Source organism: Cellulomonas sp. P5_C5, assembly GCF_054049655.1.
The window spans coordinates 1-17,166 of record NZ_JBFULY010000004.1 but is presented as its reverse complement, the minus strand read 5'-3'; the positions used below and the strand labels follow the sequence as shown (position 1 = coordinate 17,166).

Genomic DNA, 17,166 nt, shown 5'->3' with positions numbered 1-17,166 from the left:
TCGAGATGACGTCGAAGAGCTCAGCCGGCGGCGCTGCCGGAGGTGGGGCGGTCTACGGCATCGGGTTCTTCGGTGCCGCGATCTACTACTTCTCGGCCGGTGACAACTTCTGGGACTTCGTCCTGGCCATCCCGAAGGCGATCGTCTGGCCGGCGATCCTCGTCTTCGAGGCGCTGAAGAGCTTCTACGGGTAGTCCGCGGCGTTCACGGCCTCATCGGGCGAAATCGGACGAAAAGGTTGATAGCGGACGCATCTGCCCGGCAGGCTCGATGTCGCAGGCGTGTCCCGACGTCCGACCGGAGACCATCGTGCGAGCTCGAGTCCTTCTCACCGTGACGGCCGTGCTGGCCGCGCTCGTCGTCCCCACGTCCGCGTCGGCCGGCCCCGTCGCGGTCACCTGCGACACGACGCTGCTGGTCAGCACCGCCCTCACGCAGGACCTCACCTGCCCCGGCCCGGGCCTCCGGCTCGCGCCCGGCGTCACGCTCAACCTGAAGGGCCACACCCTCACCGGCACCCCCGGCAACGTGGGGATCGAGGTCGACGCCGCCGGCGCGAACGTGATCATCAACGGCACCCTGACCGGCTGGGGGCTGGGCGTCGACACGTACAACTACCCGGAGGACCTGACGGGGGAGGGCACGCTCAAGGTCGACAGGGTGGCGTTCCGGGACATGCGCGTCGGCATCGACACGTCCGGTGAGAGCACCACCGGGCGCTTCCCCAAGACGACGACCATCAGCCGGTCGACGTTCACGGGCAACGACATCGGCATCACGCAGGCCTGGTTCCGCTGCAACCTCACCGTCGTCCGCACGACGTTCGCGGACAACGTGGTCGGCGTCTGGGTCGACGAAGCGTGCGCGACGATCACGGACAGCGACTTCCTGCGCAACACCGCGGGCCTGCGGGTCAACAGCGGCACCGCGACGGTCGAGCGCTCCCGGTTCGTCGACAACACCAACGGCATGCGGACCCTCGACATCGGCAGCATCGACGCCACGGACATCAAGATCACCGGAGGCGAGGTCGGCATCTCCCTGTTCGACAACGCCGGCGTCACCCTGCGGTCCAGCGTCGTCACCGGCGCGGACATCGGCGTCCTGCTGCAGCGAGGAGCACCCGCGACCCTCGACGGCAACACCTTCCGCTCCAACGGCGTCGCCATCGTGCAGCTCGACGACGCGTACGGCGGCGTGATCATCACCAACAACACGTTGCGCCTCAACGGCGAGGGAATCGTCACGCTGCCGCCGGTGGCACCCGAGTACGTCCAGGTCGGCGGGAACGACGTCCGCCGCAGCACCGGGTGGGGCATCTACGCCCCCGGCGCGCTCGACCTCGGCGGGAACGTCGCCCGAAACAACGGCAGCGAGCCCCAGTGCGTCGGCGTGGTGTGCAGCCCGGGGTCGTGAGTCACGCTGCCGCCCGGAGCAGTCGCCCGGCAGCGCGTCCGCGCGACCGCCGCGTCCGGTCGTGCTCAGCCGCGCGGCAGGACGTCAGCCCGGCCGCGCCGCCCKGTCGGGCTCAGCTACGCGGCAGGACGTCCGCTCGGCCGCCGCCGTCCGCGAGCTCACCCACAGGGACGGTCAGCTCGAAGATCCCCGGTTCGATCTGGGCCCCGTCCCGCAGTGCCGCAACGTCCTCGCGACGCGTCGGCTCGATGAGAATGCGCGCCTGAGTCCCGTCGCTGTCCACGACCCGGCACGGCAGCCCTCGCCAGCTCGCGGTCACGACCAGGGCCTGGACCTCCTCGCAGTCGGCCCTGTCGACGGTCCGGACCGACACCATCGGGCGCACCGCCTCGAACCCCGCCGGCGGGGTCGGACCCACCGCAACGAGCTCCAGCGCGGAGCCGCTCTCGTCGAGCAGGTCCGCCGGGTACTCCGTGCCGTTCCAGGTCGCCGTCGGCCCGACGAACCGGTTCGGGGGGCGGTACGCGGTAGCCCCCCGCCACCCGCGCGCAGCGCCGTCGTAGACCGTCAGCGGGCGTTGGGACCCGTCCGCCTCGATGCGCCACAGCTCCGCGCCCCGCGGCCACCGAGTCCTCTGAAGGACCCACACACGGACGAGCTGCTCCGAGCGCAAGAAGCCCGAGGGGTACGTCGGCCACGGGAGGTCGTCGGCCGGAGGGACCGCGTCGAGGGTCATGAGGGGCAGCAGCGGGAACCGCACCACGTCGGCCGGTGCACCTGCGGTGTCCGCGCTGTCATCGAGCTGATACACCGCCCTCACCTGCGCCGGCGTGCCCAGAGCGAACGCATCAGGCAACGGGGCAACCACACCGCCCACGTCCCCCCGACCGTTCGTCCGCACGTCCTCCGACGCGGCGCCGACGAGCAGCTTCTGCAGAACCGTCATGACTCCCTCTCCGAGGCATCCGCCTCGCCTTCCGTCGTTGACTCCGGCGTCGCGTCGTCGGACCGCCATGTACGCGTCCACCTGCGGAGACGCGATCCTCGACCCTCAGGCGAGGGTGGCTCTGTCGTTCCCTGTGCACCGACGGCGCGCCGGACACCAGCCGAGCCGGTGGTCGACGATCGAGACGTGCGTGACTTGCCGTTCGCCGCCTGTCGTTCGCGTTCCCGGATCTCGTCGCGCCGGGCTATGTGGTCGTGCGACTTCACCTCGATGTCCGTGATCTCGGCGAACGGGATCTTTGCGCGCCAGCCGGAGTAGCGATCGCCGAGCCAGCCCTGCGCAGCCGCAAAGTTCGGGTCGGACGAATAGTCAATCTCGACCAGACCCGTGAACTCATCCGGATCCTCGATGACGTGCATCGTCTGGCCGCGCCATGTCACGACGACCTCGTTGTAGTACCAGGCGTCGACGTCATCGGCACTGACCTTGAACCACGGCGGATGACGATCCGGAGGGCTGACCTCGATGAATTTGCTCCGAAGCGCCGCTTCACGTTCCGCGTCGCTGCGTGGGTAGAGAAGGACCATCCCGAACGACGACCCGCCTGCACGCATGACGACCTCACCGATCCGCGCCCACTGACCGTAGGTGTGCAACCGCTCATCAGGTTCCTCGGTCATTCGACTTTCACCCACGTTCCATTCTTGAATATCGCGATCAGTTTTTGGGCCCCGTCAGCGCCTACTTCCCAGATCTCGCCCGCGTCCGTGAGGTCACGGTCGGGCAACCGATACTCCGGGATGAGGTCGGCAGACTTCAGGAATCCGTTCCCGGTGCAGGGGTCGTGCCACGAGCCGGTCGTCCCTCGGTGACGTCGTCCCAGCGGTCGGAGAACCACGCTCCGATGCTCTGCGACTCCCGGGTCGCGGCCTCGTCGGCATGTCGCTCCAGCGTGGGGGCCGCTGGCCAGCTCAGTGCAGTGGAGCCGTCACCGAGGCGAGACTGCCCGAAGAGAGGCTCCTGCGTGAACGGGTACGAGTCGTCGTCCACGACAGGGATCGCCGGCCCCAGTGCGCCTCCGTACCGCAGGTTGGCGAGGTCTCGAGCGCGCGCCAGATGAGCGTCGACCACCGGCAGAACAGTTGTGCCCAGACGGTCCGCGATCGCCAGAGCCTCGTCGAAACCCGCCGTCGAGACGCCGAGCCCCGAGGCCCGCCAGCGCAGCGGCCCCATCCCGTCCTCGATCGCGCTCCGCGTCGCCTCGAGGTCCGCGCGCACGCCGGCGACCGCCTCCGCGCTGATCTCCACCAGCTGCGGCACTCGCTCACCACCCTCGCTCGATCCGGCTGATCGGGGTGGACCGTATCGCTCACGGGAGATTCACCAGACGGTCCATCCACAGCCGAGGCCTTGATGTCCTTGCTGAGGATGGGGAGGAGGGAGTCACCCAGCCCACGACCGCAAAACGCCGAAGGGCACGGCCGTCACCGCACCGGCTCGCGACCGCCTACGCAGGCGGGATGTTCTGGTTGAGCCGGAAAGTGTTGTCGGGGTCCCACGCCGACTTCAGCCCCTGCAGGCGCGCGTACGTCTCCTCCCCGTACGCCCGGTGGACCCCGGCGGCACCCTCGACCCCGAGCGCGTTCACGTACACCCCGACGCTCCACGGCGCGATCGTCGCCGCGAGCCGTCGGCACGTCGCCGTGTGGCGCTCGTCGTCGGCGGGGTCCGCCCACTTGGCGCCGACGTCGTACTCGAACCGCGTGCCACGGTGCGCGAACGCCGTCGCCCCCGGGTCGACGTCTGCGATGGCGCCGCCGTACGCGACGAGGCTCGCCGCCCCCACCTCCGCCTCCGTGTGGGCGAGGAACGCCTCGAGCGCCGCGTCGGGCAGGTCCTGGACGTAGTGGCTCTTGGCGTAGCGCCGGTAGCCGTACGCCGCGCCGACGTCCGACTGACGCGGCAGGTCGAGGTAGCTGATCGGCGCGATCCGTCGAGCCAGGACGTCGCCGAGCCCGTCGAGCTGCGCGATCAGCGGTGCGGCGTCGTCGGGCGGCCCGACCCAGACGAATCCCAGCGTGAGCGGACCCCCGGCGCGCACCTCGGCGATGAAGGTCGCGCGCCGCGGAGCGTCGTCCGACGCCGCCAGCCATTCCTGGAGCGGGCCGAGACCCTGCTTCGGGTCGAGATCCACCTCGGCTACGAGAGCCTGCGTGCCGACGTCGTGCAGGGTCAGGTCGAAGCGCGTCACCACCCCGAAGTTCCCGCCACCACCCCGCAACCCCCAGAACAGGTCGGGGTTCTCGTCGGCCGTCGCACGGACCAGCTCGCCGTCGGCGGTCACCACCTCGTAGCCGACCGCGTTGTCGCAGGTCAGACCCACCTGCCGACCCAGCCAGCCAACACCGCCACCGAGCGCCAGCCCACCGATGCCGGTGTGCGACACGATCCCCGCCGTCGTCGCCAGCCCGAACGGTTGCGTCGCCGCATCGAGCGACCCCAGCAACGCGCCCCCCTGCACCTGCGCCGTGCGTTCCTGTGGGTCGACGACGACGCCCCGCATCCGCGACAGGTCGATCATGAGCCCGCCGTCGGGCACCGCCCAGCCCGCCGCGCTGTGCCCACCGCCTCGGACACCGATCGGCAGACCCAGCTCACGCGCGACCCGGACCGCCGAGCGCACGTCCTCGGTCCCGGCGCACCGCACGACGTACTTCGGGCGACGATCGACGGCACCGTTCCAGACGACGCGCGCAGCGTCGTACTCGGGGGAGTCAGGGACGAGGACCTCGCCCTCGAATCTGGCGGGCAGTGCTCCGGCGATCGGCATCACACGACTCTGACGGCTTCCGGGCGAGTCTGCCAAGGGTCCTGACGCTGCTCTTTGCGGTCACCTCGACATCGTCTCCGGTAGGCTGCCTGCGTCCGTGAGGCCCTCGCTTTCGAGGACCGCGCGGCGCTCGCCAGGACGCGATGGCAGGACACGGCAGCCGTCGGAGCGATGCTCCGGTTACTGCCCCTCTCTCTGTCACGTCCTGCGCGCCTGTAGCTCAGGGGATAGAGCACCGCTCTCCTAAAGCGGGTGTCGGCAGTTCGAATCTGCCCAGGCGCACACAGATGAAAGTGCAGTTCAGGCACTGTTTTCGGCCCCGGCCGAGGGCGTCTGGCCGCCGCCTTCTGGCRTCCGGATGGCGTCCCAGATCGCAACGCCGTGACCAGGAACGATGCAAAGCGTTCAATCCTGTGGGACGCCAACGGGTCGCCAGGGCTCGCCTCGGCCGGCTCGCGAAAGGTCGCCGCTCGCGCAGGTGCGGGCTGTCGGTGGCGATGCCTACCGTGCGAGCCATGGGATGGACGCGGGCACGCCAGGCCAGCCGGGCGGTCTGGGCAATCTCGCTCTCGGGCACGGACGCAGACCGGATGGCGATCGCGCTCGACCCGGCGTCGACGGCGGAGGCTCTCTGGCCGCGATCAGCACGGGCTACCAGGAGCCGTCTCCGAACATCGAGCTCGTGCGGGCGGTGTTGGCGCACCCGGCCGTACCCGAAGGTGTCGTCGCTCGCTACGCCACGGCACGCGACCGGTCCATCCGGCTAATCACTGCTAAACATCCGTCGTGCTCGGGCACGGCCCTCGACGTCCTGCGAGCCGATCCGGATGCCGAGGTGCGCGACGCTGCGACCAGTCGTGCGCGCGAGCGGTAACGGTGGCCGCCGGTTACGAGCATCCCAGCGAGCTAGTGTGAGGTTCGTGTTATGTGGGGCGTAACGCCTGTCTCCGATTACGGAGCCTTCAACCCGCGTGGCTCTTGGTGAAGTTTAAATGGCTAGGCTTCAATAAGACCCGGAGGTGTTGAAGCCTAATGACCGACCAGCAAGCGGCCACCGTCCCCGCCGCCAGTAGCAACGACGCCTGGCCCGCACTCGGAAGCGAACCGCGCGAGTGGACATCCAACGTCGACGACGGACGCCTCACCATCTGGGAACGCCAACGCATCTCGCGGCCCTACCACGCGTCCGTACTCCCACCGATCGCCAAGCGCACACCGACCATCAGCAGCCGCGTCCAAGGCCTCGTCGACGACGCCACATCCGACGTCGCACGCTTCGACAGCAGCGTCGCCTCCATGCCAGTCCCCATGCCCGCCGTCCTGCTACGCACCGAGTCAGCGTCCAGCTCACAGATCGAGCACCTGACCACCAACGCACGCAACCTCGCCATGGCAAGCCTCGGTGTCGGAGCGAAACAGAACGCCGAACTCGTCGCCGCGAACGTACGCGCCATGAACGAAGCACTCGCCGTCGGCGACCACATCACCGCCCCCACCATCCTCGCCGTCCACTACGCGTTGCTCTCCGAATCGGACCCCGACGTCGCCGGCAAATGGCGCACCGAACAGGTGTGGGTCGGCAGCTCAGCGGTCAGCCCGCACGGCGCAGACTTCATCCCGCCGCACCACGAACACGTCCAGGCGGCGATCGACGACCTCGTTACGTTCGCTGCGCGCGACGACATCCCCGCACTCACACACGCTGCGCTCGTCCACGCCCAGTTCGAGACCATCCACCCGTTCGTTGACGGCAACGGGCGCACCGGCCGTGTCGTCCTGCACCAGGTACTCAGGCGACGCGGCCTCACCCGGCATACGACCGTCCCAGTCTCGGCGGGCCTACTGCGCGACCCCGACCGGTACTTCGCCGCCCTCAAGACCTACCGGGAAGGAGACCTCAACGACATTGCCGAACAGGTCGCCTACGCGGCCGTCGCAGCGACCATCAACGGTCGCCACCTCGCCGACGACGTCATGGGACTCCGCACAAAATGGCGCGACCAGATCAAGGCTCGATCCGACTCCGCCGCGTGGCGGCTTGCCGACGCACTATTCGCCCAGCCGGTCGTCAACGCCGAGTACGTCGCGACAGCCCTCGGCGTCTCCGACCGTGGCGCCCGCAACGCGATCGAGGTCCTCGAAAGCGCGGGGATCCTGAACGCGTCGACGTCAGCACTCCGCTACAAGGTGTGGCAGGCACCGTCCGTCCTCGCGGCGATGGACGCGTTCGCAACCAGGGCCGGCCGACGCGCCTGACGCGCAACTAGCCGGTCAGAGATGCCAGCCTGCCTGACCGGACGATGAGGCGAGACACCCGCACGCTGGACGCTGGACGAGTCGAACCAACCCGTCCATGCCACCAGGAGCACCGAACATGTCCACCGTCCACCCGGCCCCAGCCGCACCCGCTGGCCACCTGCTCAGCGTCGGGGAGGCGGCCCTGTACCTCGGCATCTGCAAGGCGACCGTCCGCAAGGAGGTCCACCTCGGCTACCTGCGTTGCGTGCAGCTCGGAACGTCACGGAACGCGAAGATGCTGTTCCGGCGCTCCGCACCGGACGCGTTCGTTGCAGCGGCTGAACAGCGCACCGCGCGGAGGTTCGCCGCCTGACGATCGCGGTCTGTTCAGGTGTCACACCGGACTCGCCCGAAGCCCCTACCGGGGTGCGGGCGGGGCCTTGTCGCGTTCCACAGCCCTGACTTTGAACGCTCCCGGGCGTGCGCACATGGCCGGATGCGGGAGGTCTCAGCGAGCCGAATCTGCTACCCGTATTCCGGCCGTCTGGGAACGGCGCGCGATGGCGCCTCTTCAATGTGGTCTTGGTGGTGGCGCTGCGCTCGGGGGCTTCCGGCTGTCGGGTGCGGCGTTCCTCGGCGGGGCAGTGGCGTGTGGTCGACGTCGACCGCTTCGCTGGCGGGCCAGGTTGTAATGCTCGCGGGGCGGTTCGGAGGGCTCGAGTTCCGTTGAGCGGCGTGCGGGGCGGTGCCCGTGGCGGATGCCGTCGGCTCGTGAGGCTTGGTGCAGGGGGAGCGCTACAGCAGAGGGCATGGAAGCCGGTGGGCGGCCGGTGGTCGCTTGTGCGAAGTGCGTGAGCTCGCGGGCGGCCGGCTGACGTGCGGGCGAAGGGCGGACCGTGCGCGCGCCTTCTCCTACCTCTTCGTCATCCTCTTGATCTTCATGCTCTTCATCATGCACATCGTCGTGCTCTCCATCGTCATCATCGCGCTCATCGTGATGCTCCGCCCTAGCGGCCGGCAGGCGCGAGCCGTCAAACCTCGCGCACACGCAGCGAACGGCACGAACCTCGACGCCAACACGCGCGGCCGATCCGCGGGGGCAGCGTACGATCCACKCGCCGGCACCCACGCCAAGTCGACGTCCCCGCCCTGCCGCATCCATGCGGGCACGCCCGGCAGCCACGTGACCGGCCTGCCATGCTCCGTGCATGCCCGAGGAGCCCTTCGCCGTGGACGGCGCCGTCGACCAGGAGAAACTCGACGAGCTTCTCGCTGTCGGCACCGAGCTGACGGTCCTCGACTACAAGCGGACGCTCGACCTGTCGAAGGGCGTCGAGAAGGACCGGGTCGAGCTGGTCAAGGACATCGCCGGGTTCTCGACCCTGCCGTCCGGCGGGTACATAGTGATCGGCGTCGATGGGCACGGCCGCGTCGAGACGGAACTCGCCAACCCGAACCCGGCCCACTTCGACGAAGCGACGCTGCGGCAGATCGCCGCGAGCTACATGGACGGCAAGATCGCCCTCACGTCGAAGGCCCACACGCTCGCTGGCGGCCGCGTCGTCGTCGTCCTGTACGTCGCTGCGGCCCTCGACGGGCTTCCGCCCGTCATGACCCGGGAGGGCTCGTACAAGGCCGCTGAGGGGCCGCCCCGGAGCGTGTTCAGGCGCGGTGACGTCTTCCGTCGGGTCGGTACGTCCGTCGAGCGGATCACCCACGACGGCTGGGGCGACGTGCTCGCCGGATACCGGCAGCTCGTGCGCGGCCAGGTTGCCGCCGACACCCAAGAGGTCATCGCCCGGGTGGCGGCCGCGCTGCGGGAAGACGGCGCACTCGGCGCGGGTGGCAAGCCGGCCGTGATCGACCTCGGCATGAGCGCCAGCGACTTCGAGGAGGCGATCGACGCCGCACTGACGGCCGGGAACGTCGCGGCCGTTCGCCGGGCCCTGCGGCCCGTGCGTGGCGTCCTGTCGACGGTCTGGAGCGACACCCCGTCCGAGGACGTGGCCGAAACTCTGGACCGGGTGACGTCCGTCGCCGCAATCGCTCTCCTTCAACGGAACATGGACGCCTACGAGCTCGCGTTCGAGGTGCTCTACCGCTCGTACACCGACGGCCTCGCGTCGCCGTCGACCACCGAGGCGAAGTACGGCCACCGGCTGGCCGTCACCACGTTCTGGCGCGACGTAGCCGCCCGCGTGCTCGGGCTCCTCGCGCTGGCCATCCGGGAGCAGGCGTGGTCGTTCATGCGCCCGGCGGTGCTCCGGCCGATCGGCGGCGACTGGGTCTACCTGTCGTGGCTGCGGCACGGCATCACGGAGGCCGCGAGAGCTGGCGTCCTGGTATCCGCCGAGACAGGGAAGCCGTCGCGTGGCGCCGTCATCCGATTCGCCCGTCAGGCCGTCGCCGGCGTGCCGGCTCTCCATGAGGATGTGCCGTTCGAGCTGGTGACACAGGGGTTCGATGAAACGCCGCCGGATCAAGACGCGCTCCTCGACTCCCTGTGCCAGGCGGACTGGGCGTGGTGCGTCATCGCGTCGGTGGCGAGCGGGGCGGAGGACGACACGAAGGAGTTCTACCCCTCGTGCGGCGCGTTCTTCGACCACCGGGTGTACCCGTTCGCGGTCCTCATGACTCGCGACGAGCCGATGCGTCGAGAGGTTGCCGGCGGGCCGGATGGGACGGTCGCGGCGTCGCTCGTCATCGTGAACCGGGCCGCCTCGTCGGAGGCTGGTGGCTGGCGGCCGTGGTCGGTGATCCACGGTCCGGTGCAGGCGTTCGTGCAGGCGCACACGCATGCGTAGGGGCGTCGTCCGGGAGGCCGCGAGACGCCACAGGGACGCCAGAGCGAAGGTCTAACGGGCTGACCCGCATAAACATGGCGAATGAGCCGCTCTCCTAAAGTGGGTGTCGGCAGTTCGAATCTGCCCAGGCGCACAGTGTGTTGTTAGAGGTCAGCGGCTTGGTGGCTCCAGCGCGGCTGAGTCTGCTGCGGGCTTGCAGGGCCTCGTGGTCAGCAGGCTCTCTCAGCGTGTACGCCGATCTAGCCGCGTCGAGACCGACCCCACTCCGCCGCAGGGTCAGCCAGTCTCGTTGGTACTTACCGCCGGAAGTACCCGTGCGAGATAGCCCCCGGGCGGTACGTCGAGCGGCGGTGGCTGAGCGGCCGCATACGCCTGGTCAGGCTCGCTCGGCCACACGATCTCCACCGTTTCGGCCGCGGCTCGAAATGCTTCGACATCCACGGTGAGCCTTGCCTCGTCCACGCCGAGGCCGGGTCGGCGACGACGAGTACCGGCGCTGGGGTCAGCCACAGGGCGCTCGACCACTCTCCGCCGCCGGCCCAGTTGGTGAGCACCGGCTGGTCTGGTGCCGGCCAGTTGCTCCGGATGTGGCGCCCGGCCACGGCGGCGGAACGTCCATCGGCGTTCTCCACTCCGGCGAAGAGCCCCGCGTCGACAGCCGAGTGCACGCGAGCGCCGAGGTCGGGATCGAGACGACACCGGATTGCCAGCTCGATCTGCAGTCCGGCGGTGTAGCGAGTGAAGCCGACGAGAACGTTCAACACGTCCGCGGGCCGCCGGATGACGCCGCTCACGCCGAGAGCGGAGCGGGCTCGGTTGTCCGGCGGTTCGAACCGCGATCTCGCCTGCGCGACGTCGTCCGCGTCGCTGGAGACAGCCAGGGTCGAGTGCATGAGGCCGACCCTCGTCCGCATCCCGGAGGTGGTCAACGTCTTTCGTCCTGGACTGTCTGCCATCGCTAGAGCCGAGCTTCGTGGGGCCGCGCAGTCTCAAGCGGCTACTCGGCGACGGGCAACTCGCTAGCGAAGGATCACAGCCCCGACTCTTCTTKCCTCTCTGCGCTGCTGCCGGGTCGTTCCGTCTACCAACAGTTTCTTCATAACTGTAAGTAAGCAGGGATGCTGCTGTCAGCGTCCGCCGGTGCCGCCGAAGGGCCGCGTCGACTTCCTCAGCACGGAACCCGGGGCCACCGCGGCCGTTGCCTTCGAGGTCGTCGATGCAGTCGTATAGCCGGATTTCGCTCCGGTGACCTTGACGGTCACGGTATTGCCGACGGACGTCGTGGTCAGCAGGAACGTCTTCTTCGTCGCACCTGGCACGGCCTTCCCGGCGACGAGCCACTGGTAGGTGAACGTCGYGCCGCTCGTCCAGGCGCCCGGTGTGGCGGAGAGGGTCTGTCCGGCGCGGACGGTGCCCTTGATGGTCGGGGTCGCCGTCGTCAGCGTGAGCGGCGCTCCGCGCACGTCGATGACGACATCGGCGTAGCCGTTCCGGGCCGTGGGCAGCGAGACCGCCTGGGACCGCACGTTCGCTGCGTAGACGCGGTAGTTCTCGCCTCCGTAGAGCGCACCGAGGCGGTAGTGGCCGTTCGCGTCGGTGAACGTCCGGCCGGCGTCGGTGAGCCCCAGCTGGCCGTAGCAGCCGCTCCCGCCGCCGAAGTCGTAGACCGGCCAGGTGGGCAGGGTGTCACGGTCGTAGCTGACCTCGGCGTTCGCGAGCGGCTTGCCCGCGGCGTCCGTCACCGTGCCGGAGATCGAGCTGCCGCGGTACATCCGGACGCTGTCCTCGCCGGGCCAGTCGAGAAAGTACCAACCGCGCTCCACGTAGACCTGAGCCGGGTCGTAGTACGACAGGCAGCCGAGATAGGTGAAGCGTCCGGCGTGCCACAGCGCACCGTCCGTACCCGTCGTTGCGTCCCAGTGGTAGCCCGTGGCGTGGATCCCCGCGAGCGGCGCACCCGTCGCGGCGTCGCGCATGTGCATGACCTGCGTCGCTGACTGCTGCAGAGCCTGGTCGATGCGCGTGACGCCGGATCCCAGGGCGACCACGGAGCCTCGTTCCGGCAGGTCCGAGTCGCGAGCGGTCGCGGCGGTCGAGTAGTACTGGTCGAAGTAGTCGAGATACCCCTCTGCCGCACCCTCCTGCGCCGACGCGGCGGCGGGGCCGTCGGTGAAGTAGAGGAGGAAGTTGCCCGAATAGGCACCGGCGATCGAGAAGTAGCCGTGCGTGTCGGTGCGGTTCATGGCGAGGCGGCGATCGCTCTCGCCGTCCCAGTTCAGGGTCGTCTTCTCGAGCCAGACCTCGACGTCCTTGACGGGTTCGCCGTCGCGGTCGGTGATGTAGCCGGTGACGGCGCCGCAGGTGCCGCTCGTGATGACCCGCACGACGAGGTGGATCGTGCGGGCGGGTTCCAGCCCGGTGGTCACGGTGACGTCGAGCTCCCACCGGCCGGCGGGCAGGGCGCCCGTCAGGACGCCGCGCTCGTCGACGTTCAGCCAGTACGTGCCTTTGGTGAAGCCACGAGCGGTGAAGACGGCGCCCGACAGGGTGCCCCCCAGCAGGGTCTGGTTCAGCCGCCAGGCCTGGGCACCGGCGCTCGTCGCGGTGAGTGGTTTGATCTCGGCCGTACCGGTGACCGTGCCGGCCGCGCCGCAGACTAGGACGGTCGTCGTCGCATGCTTGGGAACCGCGAAGGTCAGTGCGCGCTGAACCGACGGCTGGGCCAGTGCTGCGAGTGCAGCGGGGTCGTACGTCGTGTGGACGGACAATCCGTGCTCGATGGCGAGCGGGAGGCCGAGCGGCGCGACCCACGGCAGCCCCGGAGCGGCCAGTGCAAGGTCCTGGAACGTGTGGGTGCTGTCGCAGACCAGGTCCTCCGTGTTGCAGAGGTCGGTCGTGACGGAGGCCAGCTCGCGGGGGAGGGCGCCATAACCGAGGTCGCCGGGCACCCAGAAGTTGAGCCCGTTGCCGACGCGGGCCGTGCCGAGGTTGGTCTGCTCGTCGGAACTCTGGCGCGAGGGGTTGGCGACGAGCGCGATGCCCGCGAAGCGCTCCGGGTCGAGGAAGTACTGGAGCACCTGGCTGATGACCATCGATCCCTGCGAGTACCCGATCAGCACCCACTTCTGGTCGGGGCAGTCGGCCTCGGCGTCGAGGAGGCGGTCGAGCAGGGCCGCGGCTCCGTCGTTGACCGAGGCGAAGTAGTCCCAGTCGCTGGTGAGCGGCCAGCCGAAGTCGACCAGGTGCTGGAAGTCGGCGCCCAGGACGTCCATGGCTGCGGCGGTATAGGGAAGCGACTCGGACGTCACGGTGCGATCGTCACCGACGCCAGCCAGCACCGCGTCGCGAACGGCGTTGGTCAGCGACTCGGAGACGCTCTCACCCGAGCCCCGCACGCTCACGACGAGGAGGTCGGTGCAGGCGCCCTGAGGTGCCGCGGGCTCAGCGGCGACCGTAGGCGCGGTGGCCTCGAGCGCGGACGAGGGTGCCGTCGGCACCACGAGCAGGATGCCGACGAGCAACAGCGTTGCGAGGACCGAGGCGATACCTGAGCGCGGGGCCGGCACGGCGTCAGCCTATCGGCGTGGTGCTGCTGCTCGGTGGGGCTCTGGGTCACCCGAACGGTGGGCATTCGGCGCTACGAGGCGGCTCTCCGTATGCCGCTTCAGGTCGGACTCCCGACGGACGAACGTCCGCTCACCGTCGGCTCGAGCCGGGTGCCCAGATGGGATCCCCGGTCGGGTGCTTGATCGCTGCTACGACGACGTCCAGCGAGTAGGACAGGGCGACAGCGAGCTTCTTGGCATCTCCCGGCCACAGCCCTCTCGCGACGATGGTCCCGTTCGGGTGTCGAACGCTCGCCCCGCCGCGGCCTTCGTCGACTACCACGTAGCCGGCAGGGCTGGTCAGACGGTCGTTCGTCAGCGCCGCCAGACCCCGCGGCATTCGCCAGGCGTGCGCCGCCTCAAGGGCCAGGAACGTCTCAATCACACGCACATCTGACGTCACGAGCTGCACGCCATTCGATGCCCCACGCTCGATCGACTCGACCGTGACCACACCGGCCTCCTCGTAACCGACGTCCTGCACCTGGATGTCGCTGATCCGGAATGCCTCACCCGGCTGAGGCTGCTCCAGCCATCGACCGCCCTCCTCGATCAATGCCACGACTGCTGGATCGATACGCATCGTCACCTGAGCACTCCCCAATCCACGAGCTTCTGAACGGTGACTGCTTTGCCGTTCTGGATGAAGCGAGCCTGTATGGGGCCGCCAGGTCGACCAAACGCGGGGGCGATCTCGGACACCTCGATCGTCATACCCTCGGGAAGGGATCGGCGGTTGAACGTGTAGTTGGACACCGAGTGGGCCATGTTGCCCGGGGGGAGAGCTCTGCTGCCTAACGACGCACCTGGCGGGATACCGAGGAACGCACCGTCTGGAGGTCCGACCCGGTCGAACATCTCCCCATAGATCTCCAGGAAGCGTCGGGCGTCGGTGAACTCCACGCGCGATCCCGGCACGGCGCCTCGGTTGGGTGGCCAGCGCACTCCGCCGGTGGCCGTGGTGAATCGCTCGGTCCATTCGGTCTGGCTGAACGGCCGGCCGGTGTCGGGGTTGATGCCCCACGGGTCGAACAGATCGCCACCGATGCGTTGGATGTCGGGGCTGATCGTCGTCGGCACCTGGTTCCTCGCGTTGAGCGGTCCGAAGTCGGGTCGGGCCTGACCGTAGGCCGCGTCCGGTTCGATGTCTGGGTGCCGGGACCAGCCCGGTCCGGCTGGGAATCCGTTCCGCAAGGGCCCCCGCATGACGTTCTCTCGTCATGGTCCGTCCGGTCGGTCCCGCCGGCTTGGATATCCGTGCCGCCGAGGTTGCACACGCGTCGGGACGAGCTACGCCGACGTCACCGCGCGAATGCCTCCAGAAGCTCGCGGCTCCGGCGGTACTTGTCCCGCAAGCGGTCGGCCACGTCGGGCGGCAGGAGCGCGAGTCGCTGAGGATCGGAGTTGTCGTCGAGGTCGGCATGCTTGACGACGACCGCAAGGGGATGGTCGGCCACCCTGCGCGTGCTTGCTTCGAGGGTCTCGCCGGGTCGCTTGCTCAGAGCCTCCACGGCATCGACGACAGCCGCCGGGCAGCCGAGAGCAAGCAGGTCCGCCGCGGTCACCGGGGTGTCCTCGATGACGTCGTGCAGCACTGCGACCTTGCGCGCCTCGTCGCCGTCAACACGCGCCATCACCCGCAGCGGGTGCCCGATGTACGCCGCGCCGGCCTTGTCGGTCTGACCCTCGTGCGCCGTCGTCGCAAGCGCCACCGCTGCATCGAGATCGAACACAGGCTCGCTCACGCGCGACCTTCCTCGCTCGAACGGCGGGCTGCGATCCGTCGTTCGAATTCCAGCGCGGCGGTGGCGCTGATGGGCCGGAGCTCCTTCTCGTACATGTTCAACTCCGCAAGCATGAGGACGTTCGTGGAATCCCACGCACCGTCCGCGCGGAGGATCTCTTCGGCCGTGCCTTCAGGCGTTGGGCGCCGCCTGACGACGGTGCGAGGTCGGGAAACGTCGTCACCGTCCCACAAGAGGGCGAAGTACTCAGTCTCGGCCATCAGTTCACCTCCGGTGCCTTGATCGATTGGACACCTGGCGGTGTCGGGACTTCGCCGAAGAGACGTGCCATCTCAGCCCTGAGCCGATCCTTCTCCTCGGGAGTAGTACTTGGTAGGCGGGCCTCCTCGTAAAGGTCATGTCCGCTCATTTTCGTCTCGAAGCTTTCCGGTGTGTGGAACTGCAGCTCGAACACTTGGCCGTCGGGCGACCGCCACGCGCTGTTGATGCCTTGGTAACCAGGCTGACCGAAGGAGTTCTTCCACGAGACCGGCTGATATCCCGCCTCGGTCAGCTTCCGGGTCACGGACTCCACTCCATCCGTGAACGCGACGTCTGGCACTTGTGCTGTGTACCGGACCGAGTCCTTGATCTTGGAGATCGCGGACGCGATGTCACGTGGCCGATCGATGTCTTCCGCAAGGTCGGTGGCGATCTTGCGGTATAGCGAGTCGTCTCCCTTCAACCGGAACTCGAGTCCGGGCATCGTCGCGCCGTCCACGCGTCCGAGGATCGTTTGCAGCTCCGCGGTGATCGCAGGCTCCGACCGAGCAGCCGAAAGCAGGAGGTGGTCCACCGCGGCGGTCTCGTCGGGCGACAGATAGAGCCCGCCTGGCCCGTGCCACGGGCGAAATACAGGGGGCCGGAGGTTCTTTGTGTCGCTGAGGTCGCTGTAGACGTCCTTGGTCGTGCTCGGCACCGACGTGCGGGGCTCGAGCAGATTGTCGATGGCCGTCACCCAGGACTCGGGCAGGTGTGTCCAGGTCTTCTGCAGGAGCTTGCCGATGGCACCGACGCCGACCAGGGAGCCGAGGGTGAGGGCGATCTGGAGGCTGCCCTCCTTGACGAGGTCCTGGCCGTCGATCGTGCCCTCGCCCCAGTCCGCGGCTACGTCCAGGAAGTCCCCGACCGAGTACAGGGCGGCCCCGGCGCCGAGGATCTTCAGGCCGATCGAGGCGCCGGCGATCGCGCCGGCGCCGCCACCGGGCACGGCTCCGACCCCGAGTCCGAACACGGCTCCGAGCGCGGAGCCGCCCATCGCGCCGATGACGGCCAGGGCGACGGTCAGGACGACCCCGAAGGCCATCACGACCCACGCGACGACCCGGCAGGCGTCGGCCAGGAACCGGAAGACTGCGACGTGCTTGCCGATGAACTCTCGGACGTCACCGAGGTTCTCGTCGATCCAGCCGCCCAGGTCCGCGCTGGTCTGCTCCCACCAGTCGCCGATCCGGGCGCCGGTGTCCACGGCCTGGTCCCAGGTGTCAGCGAGCCAGTCGGTGCCGTCCTGGACCGCTGCGCCGAGGTCGTCGAAACGGTCCTC

At 68.9% G+C, this 17,166-nt stretch carries 16 protein-coding genes and 1 tRNA gene; 6 read left to right on the top strand and 11 right to left on the bottom strand.

Annotated features, from left to right (window positions below):
• The first annotated feature begins 5 nt into the window (after positions 1 to 5).
• On the top strand, positions 6 to 194 hold the full coding sequence (locus tag ACXJKF_RS04880) for a hypothetical protein (RefSeq protein ID WP_307489296.1): 189 nt from the start codon (positions 6 to 8) through the stop codon (positions 192 to 194).
• A 115-nt stretch (positions 195 to 309) separates the two neighbouring features.
• Positions 310 to 1,416, top strand: a complete 1,107-nt coding sequence (locus ACXJKF_RS04875; protein ID WP_456786611.1) for a right-handed parallel beta-helix repeat-containing protein — start codon at positions 310 to 312, stop codon at positions 1,414 to 1,416.
• A gap of 112 nt (positions 1,417 to 1,528) precedes the next feature.
• Here the strand turns inward: ACXJKF_RS04875 and ACXJKF_RS04870 are convergent, their stop codons facing one another.
• The 4 genes from ACXJKF_RS04870 to ACXJKF_RS04855 form a co-directional block, all read right to left on the bottom strand.
• Entirely contained in the window at positions 1,529 to 2,362 is an 834-nt protein-coding gene (locus ACXJKF_RS04870) for a hypothetical protein (protein WP_456786610.1), read from the bottom strand.
• Positions 2,359 to 3,042, bottom strand: a complete 684-nt coding sequence (locus ACXJKF_RS04865; RefSeq protein ID WP_456786609.1) for a hypothetical protein — start codon at positions 3,040 to 3,042, stop codon at positions 2,359 to 2,361. The genes ACXJKF_RS04870 and ACXJKF_RS04865 overlap by 4 nt, the downstream gene beginning before the upstream one ends.
• A 136-nt stretch (positions 3,043 to 3,178) precedes the next feature.
• Positions 3,179 to 3,682, bottom strand: a complete 504-nt coding sequence (locus ACXJKF_RS04860; protein ID WP_456786608.1) for a hypothetical protein — start codon at positions 3,680 to 3,682, stop codon at positions 3,179 to 3,181.
• A 187-nt stretch (positions 3,683 to 3,869) separates the two neighbouring features.
• Entirely contained in the window at positions 3,870 to 5,192 is a 1,323-nt protein-coding gene (locus ACXJKF_RS04855) for an FAD-binding oxidoreductase (protein ID WP_456786607.1), read from the bottom strand.
• Between the two features lie 209 nt (positions 5,193 to 5,401).
• Between ACXJKF_RS04855 and ACXJKF_RS04850 the strand changes: the two genes are divergently transcribed.
• From ACXJKF_RS04850 to ACXJKF_RS04835, 4 genes are all read left to right on the top strand, one after another.
• A tRNA-Arg gene (locus tag ACXJKF_RS04850) sits at positions 5,402 to 5,474 on the top strand.
• A gap of 750 nt (positions 5,475 to 6,224) precedes the next feature.
• Positions 6,225 to 7,448: a Fic family protein gene (locus ACXJKF_RS04845; protein ID WP_456786606.1), complete on the top strand. Its 1,224-nt coding sequence runs from the start codon at positions 6,225 to 6,227 to the stop codon at positions 7,446 to 7,448.
• Positions 7,449 to 7,566: 118 nt separating this feature from the next.
• Positions 7,567 to 7,803 carry a helix-turn-helix domain-containing protein gene (locus ACXJKF_RS04840; RefSeq protein ID WP_456786605.1) on the top strand — a complete coding sequence of 79 codons (237 nt, stop codon included), beginning with the start codon at positions 7,567 to 7,569 and terminating at the stop codon, positions 7,801 to 7,803.
• A gap of 835 nt (positions 7,804 to 8,638) precedes the next feature.
• Positions 8,639 to 10,234 carry an AlbA family DNA-binding domain-containing protein gene (locus tag ACXJKF_RS04835; RefSeq protein ID WP_456786604.1) on the top strand — a complete coding sequence of 532 codons (1,596 nt, stop codon included), beginning with the start codon at positions 8,639 to 8,641 and terminating at the stop codon, positions 10,232 to 10,234.
• A 296-nt stretch (positions 10,235 to 10,530) separates the two neighbouring features.
• Here ACXJKF_RS04835 and ACXJKF_RS04830 read toward each other — a convergent pair whose 3' ends face one another.
• From ACXJKF_RS04830 to ACXJKF_RS04800, 7 genes are all read right to left on the bottom strand, one after another.
• Entirely contained in the window at positions 10,531 to 11,127 is a 597-nt protein-coding gene (locus ACXJKF_RS04830; protein ID WP_456786603.1) for a hypothetical protein, read from the bottom strand.
• A gap of 234 nt (positions 11,128 to 11,361) precedes the next feature.
• The gene (locus ACXJKF_RS04825; protein WP_456786602.1) at positions 11,362 to 13,800 is read right to left on the bottom strand and encodes a cutinase family protein; all 2,439 of its coding nucleotides are present in this window, start codon (positions 13,798 to 13,800) and stop codon (positions 11,362 to 11,364) included.
• A 130-nt stretch (positions 13,801 to 13,930) separates the two neighbouring features.
• Positions 13,931 to 14,428: a hypothetical protein gene (locus ACXJKF_RS04820; protein WP_456786601.1), complete on the bottom strand. Its 498-nt coding sequence runs from the start codon at positions 14,426 to 14,428 to the stop codon at positions 13,931 to 13,933.
• On the bottom strand, positions 14,425 to 14,919 hold the full coding sequence (locus ACXJKF_RS04815; RefSeq protein WP_456786600.1) for a TNT domain-containing protein: 495 nt from the start codon (positions 14,917 to 14,919) through the stop codon (positions 14,425 to 14,427). Before ACXJKF_RS04815 ends, ACXJKF_RS04820 begins: the two co-directional genes overlap by 4 nt.
• Before the next feature lie 221 nt (positions 14,920 to 15,140).
• The gene (locus ACXJKF_RS04810) at positions 15,141 to 15,584 is read right to left on the bottom strand and encodes an HD domain-containing protein (protein ID WP_456786599.1); all 444 of its coding nucleotides are present in this window, start codon (positions 15,582 to 15,584) and stop codon (positions 15,141 to 15,143) included.
• On the bottom strand, positions 15,581 to 15,844 hold the full coding sequence (locus ACXJKF_RS04805) for a hypothetical protein (RefSeq protein ID WP_456786598.1): 264 nt from the start codon (positions 15,842 to 15,844) through the stop codon (positions 15,581 to 15,583). Before ACXJKF_RS04805 ends, ACXJKF_RS04810 begins: the two co-directional genes overlap by 4 nt.
• On the bottom strand, positions 15,844 to 17,166 hold a 1,323-nt coding region (locus ACXJKF_RS04800), incomplete at its 5' end, for a hypothetical protein (RefSeq protein WP_456786597.1). The genes ACXJKF_RS04800 and ACXJKF_RS04805, both read right to left, overlap by 1 nt.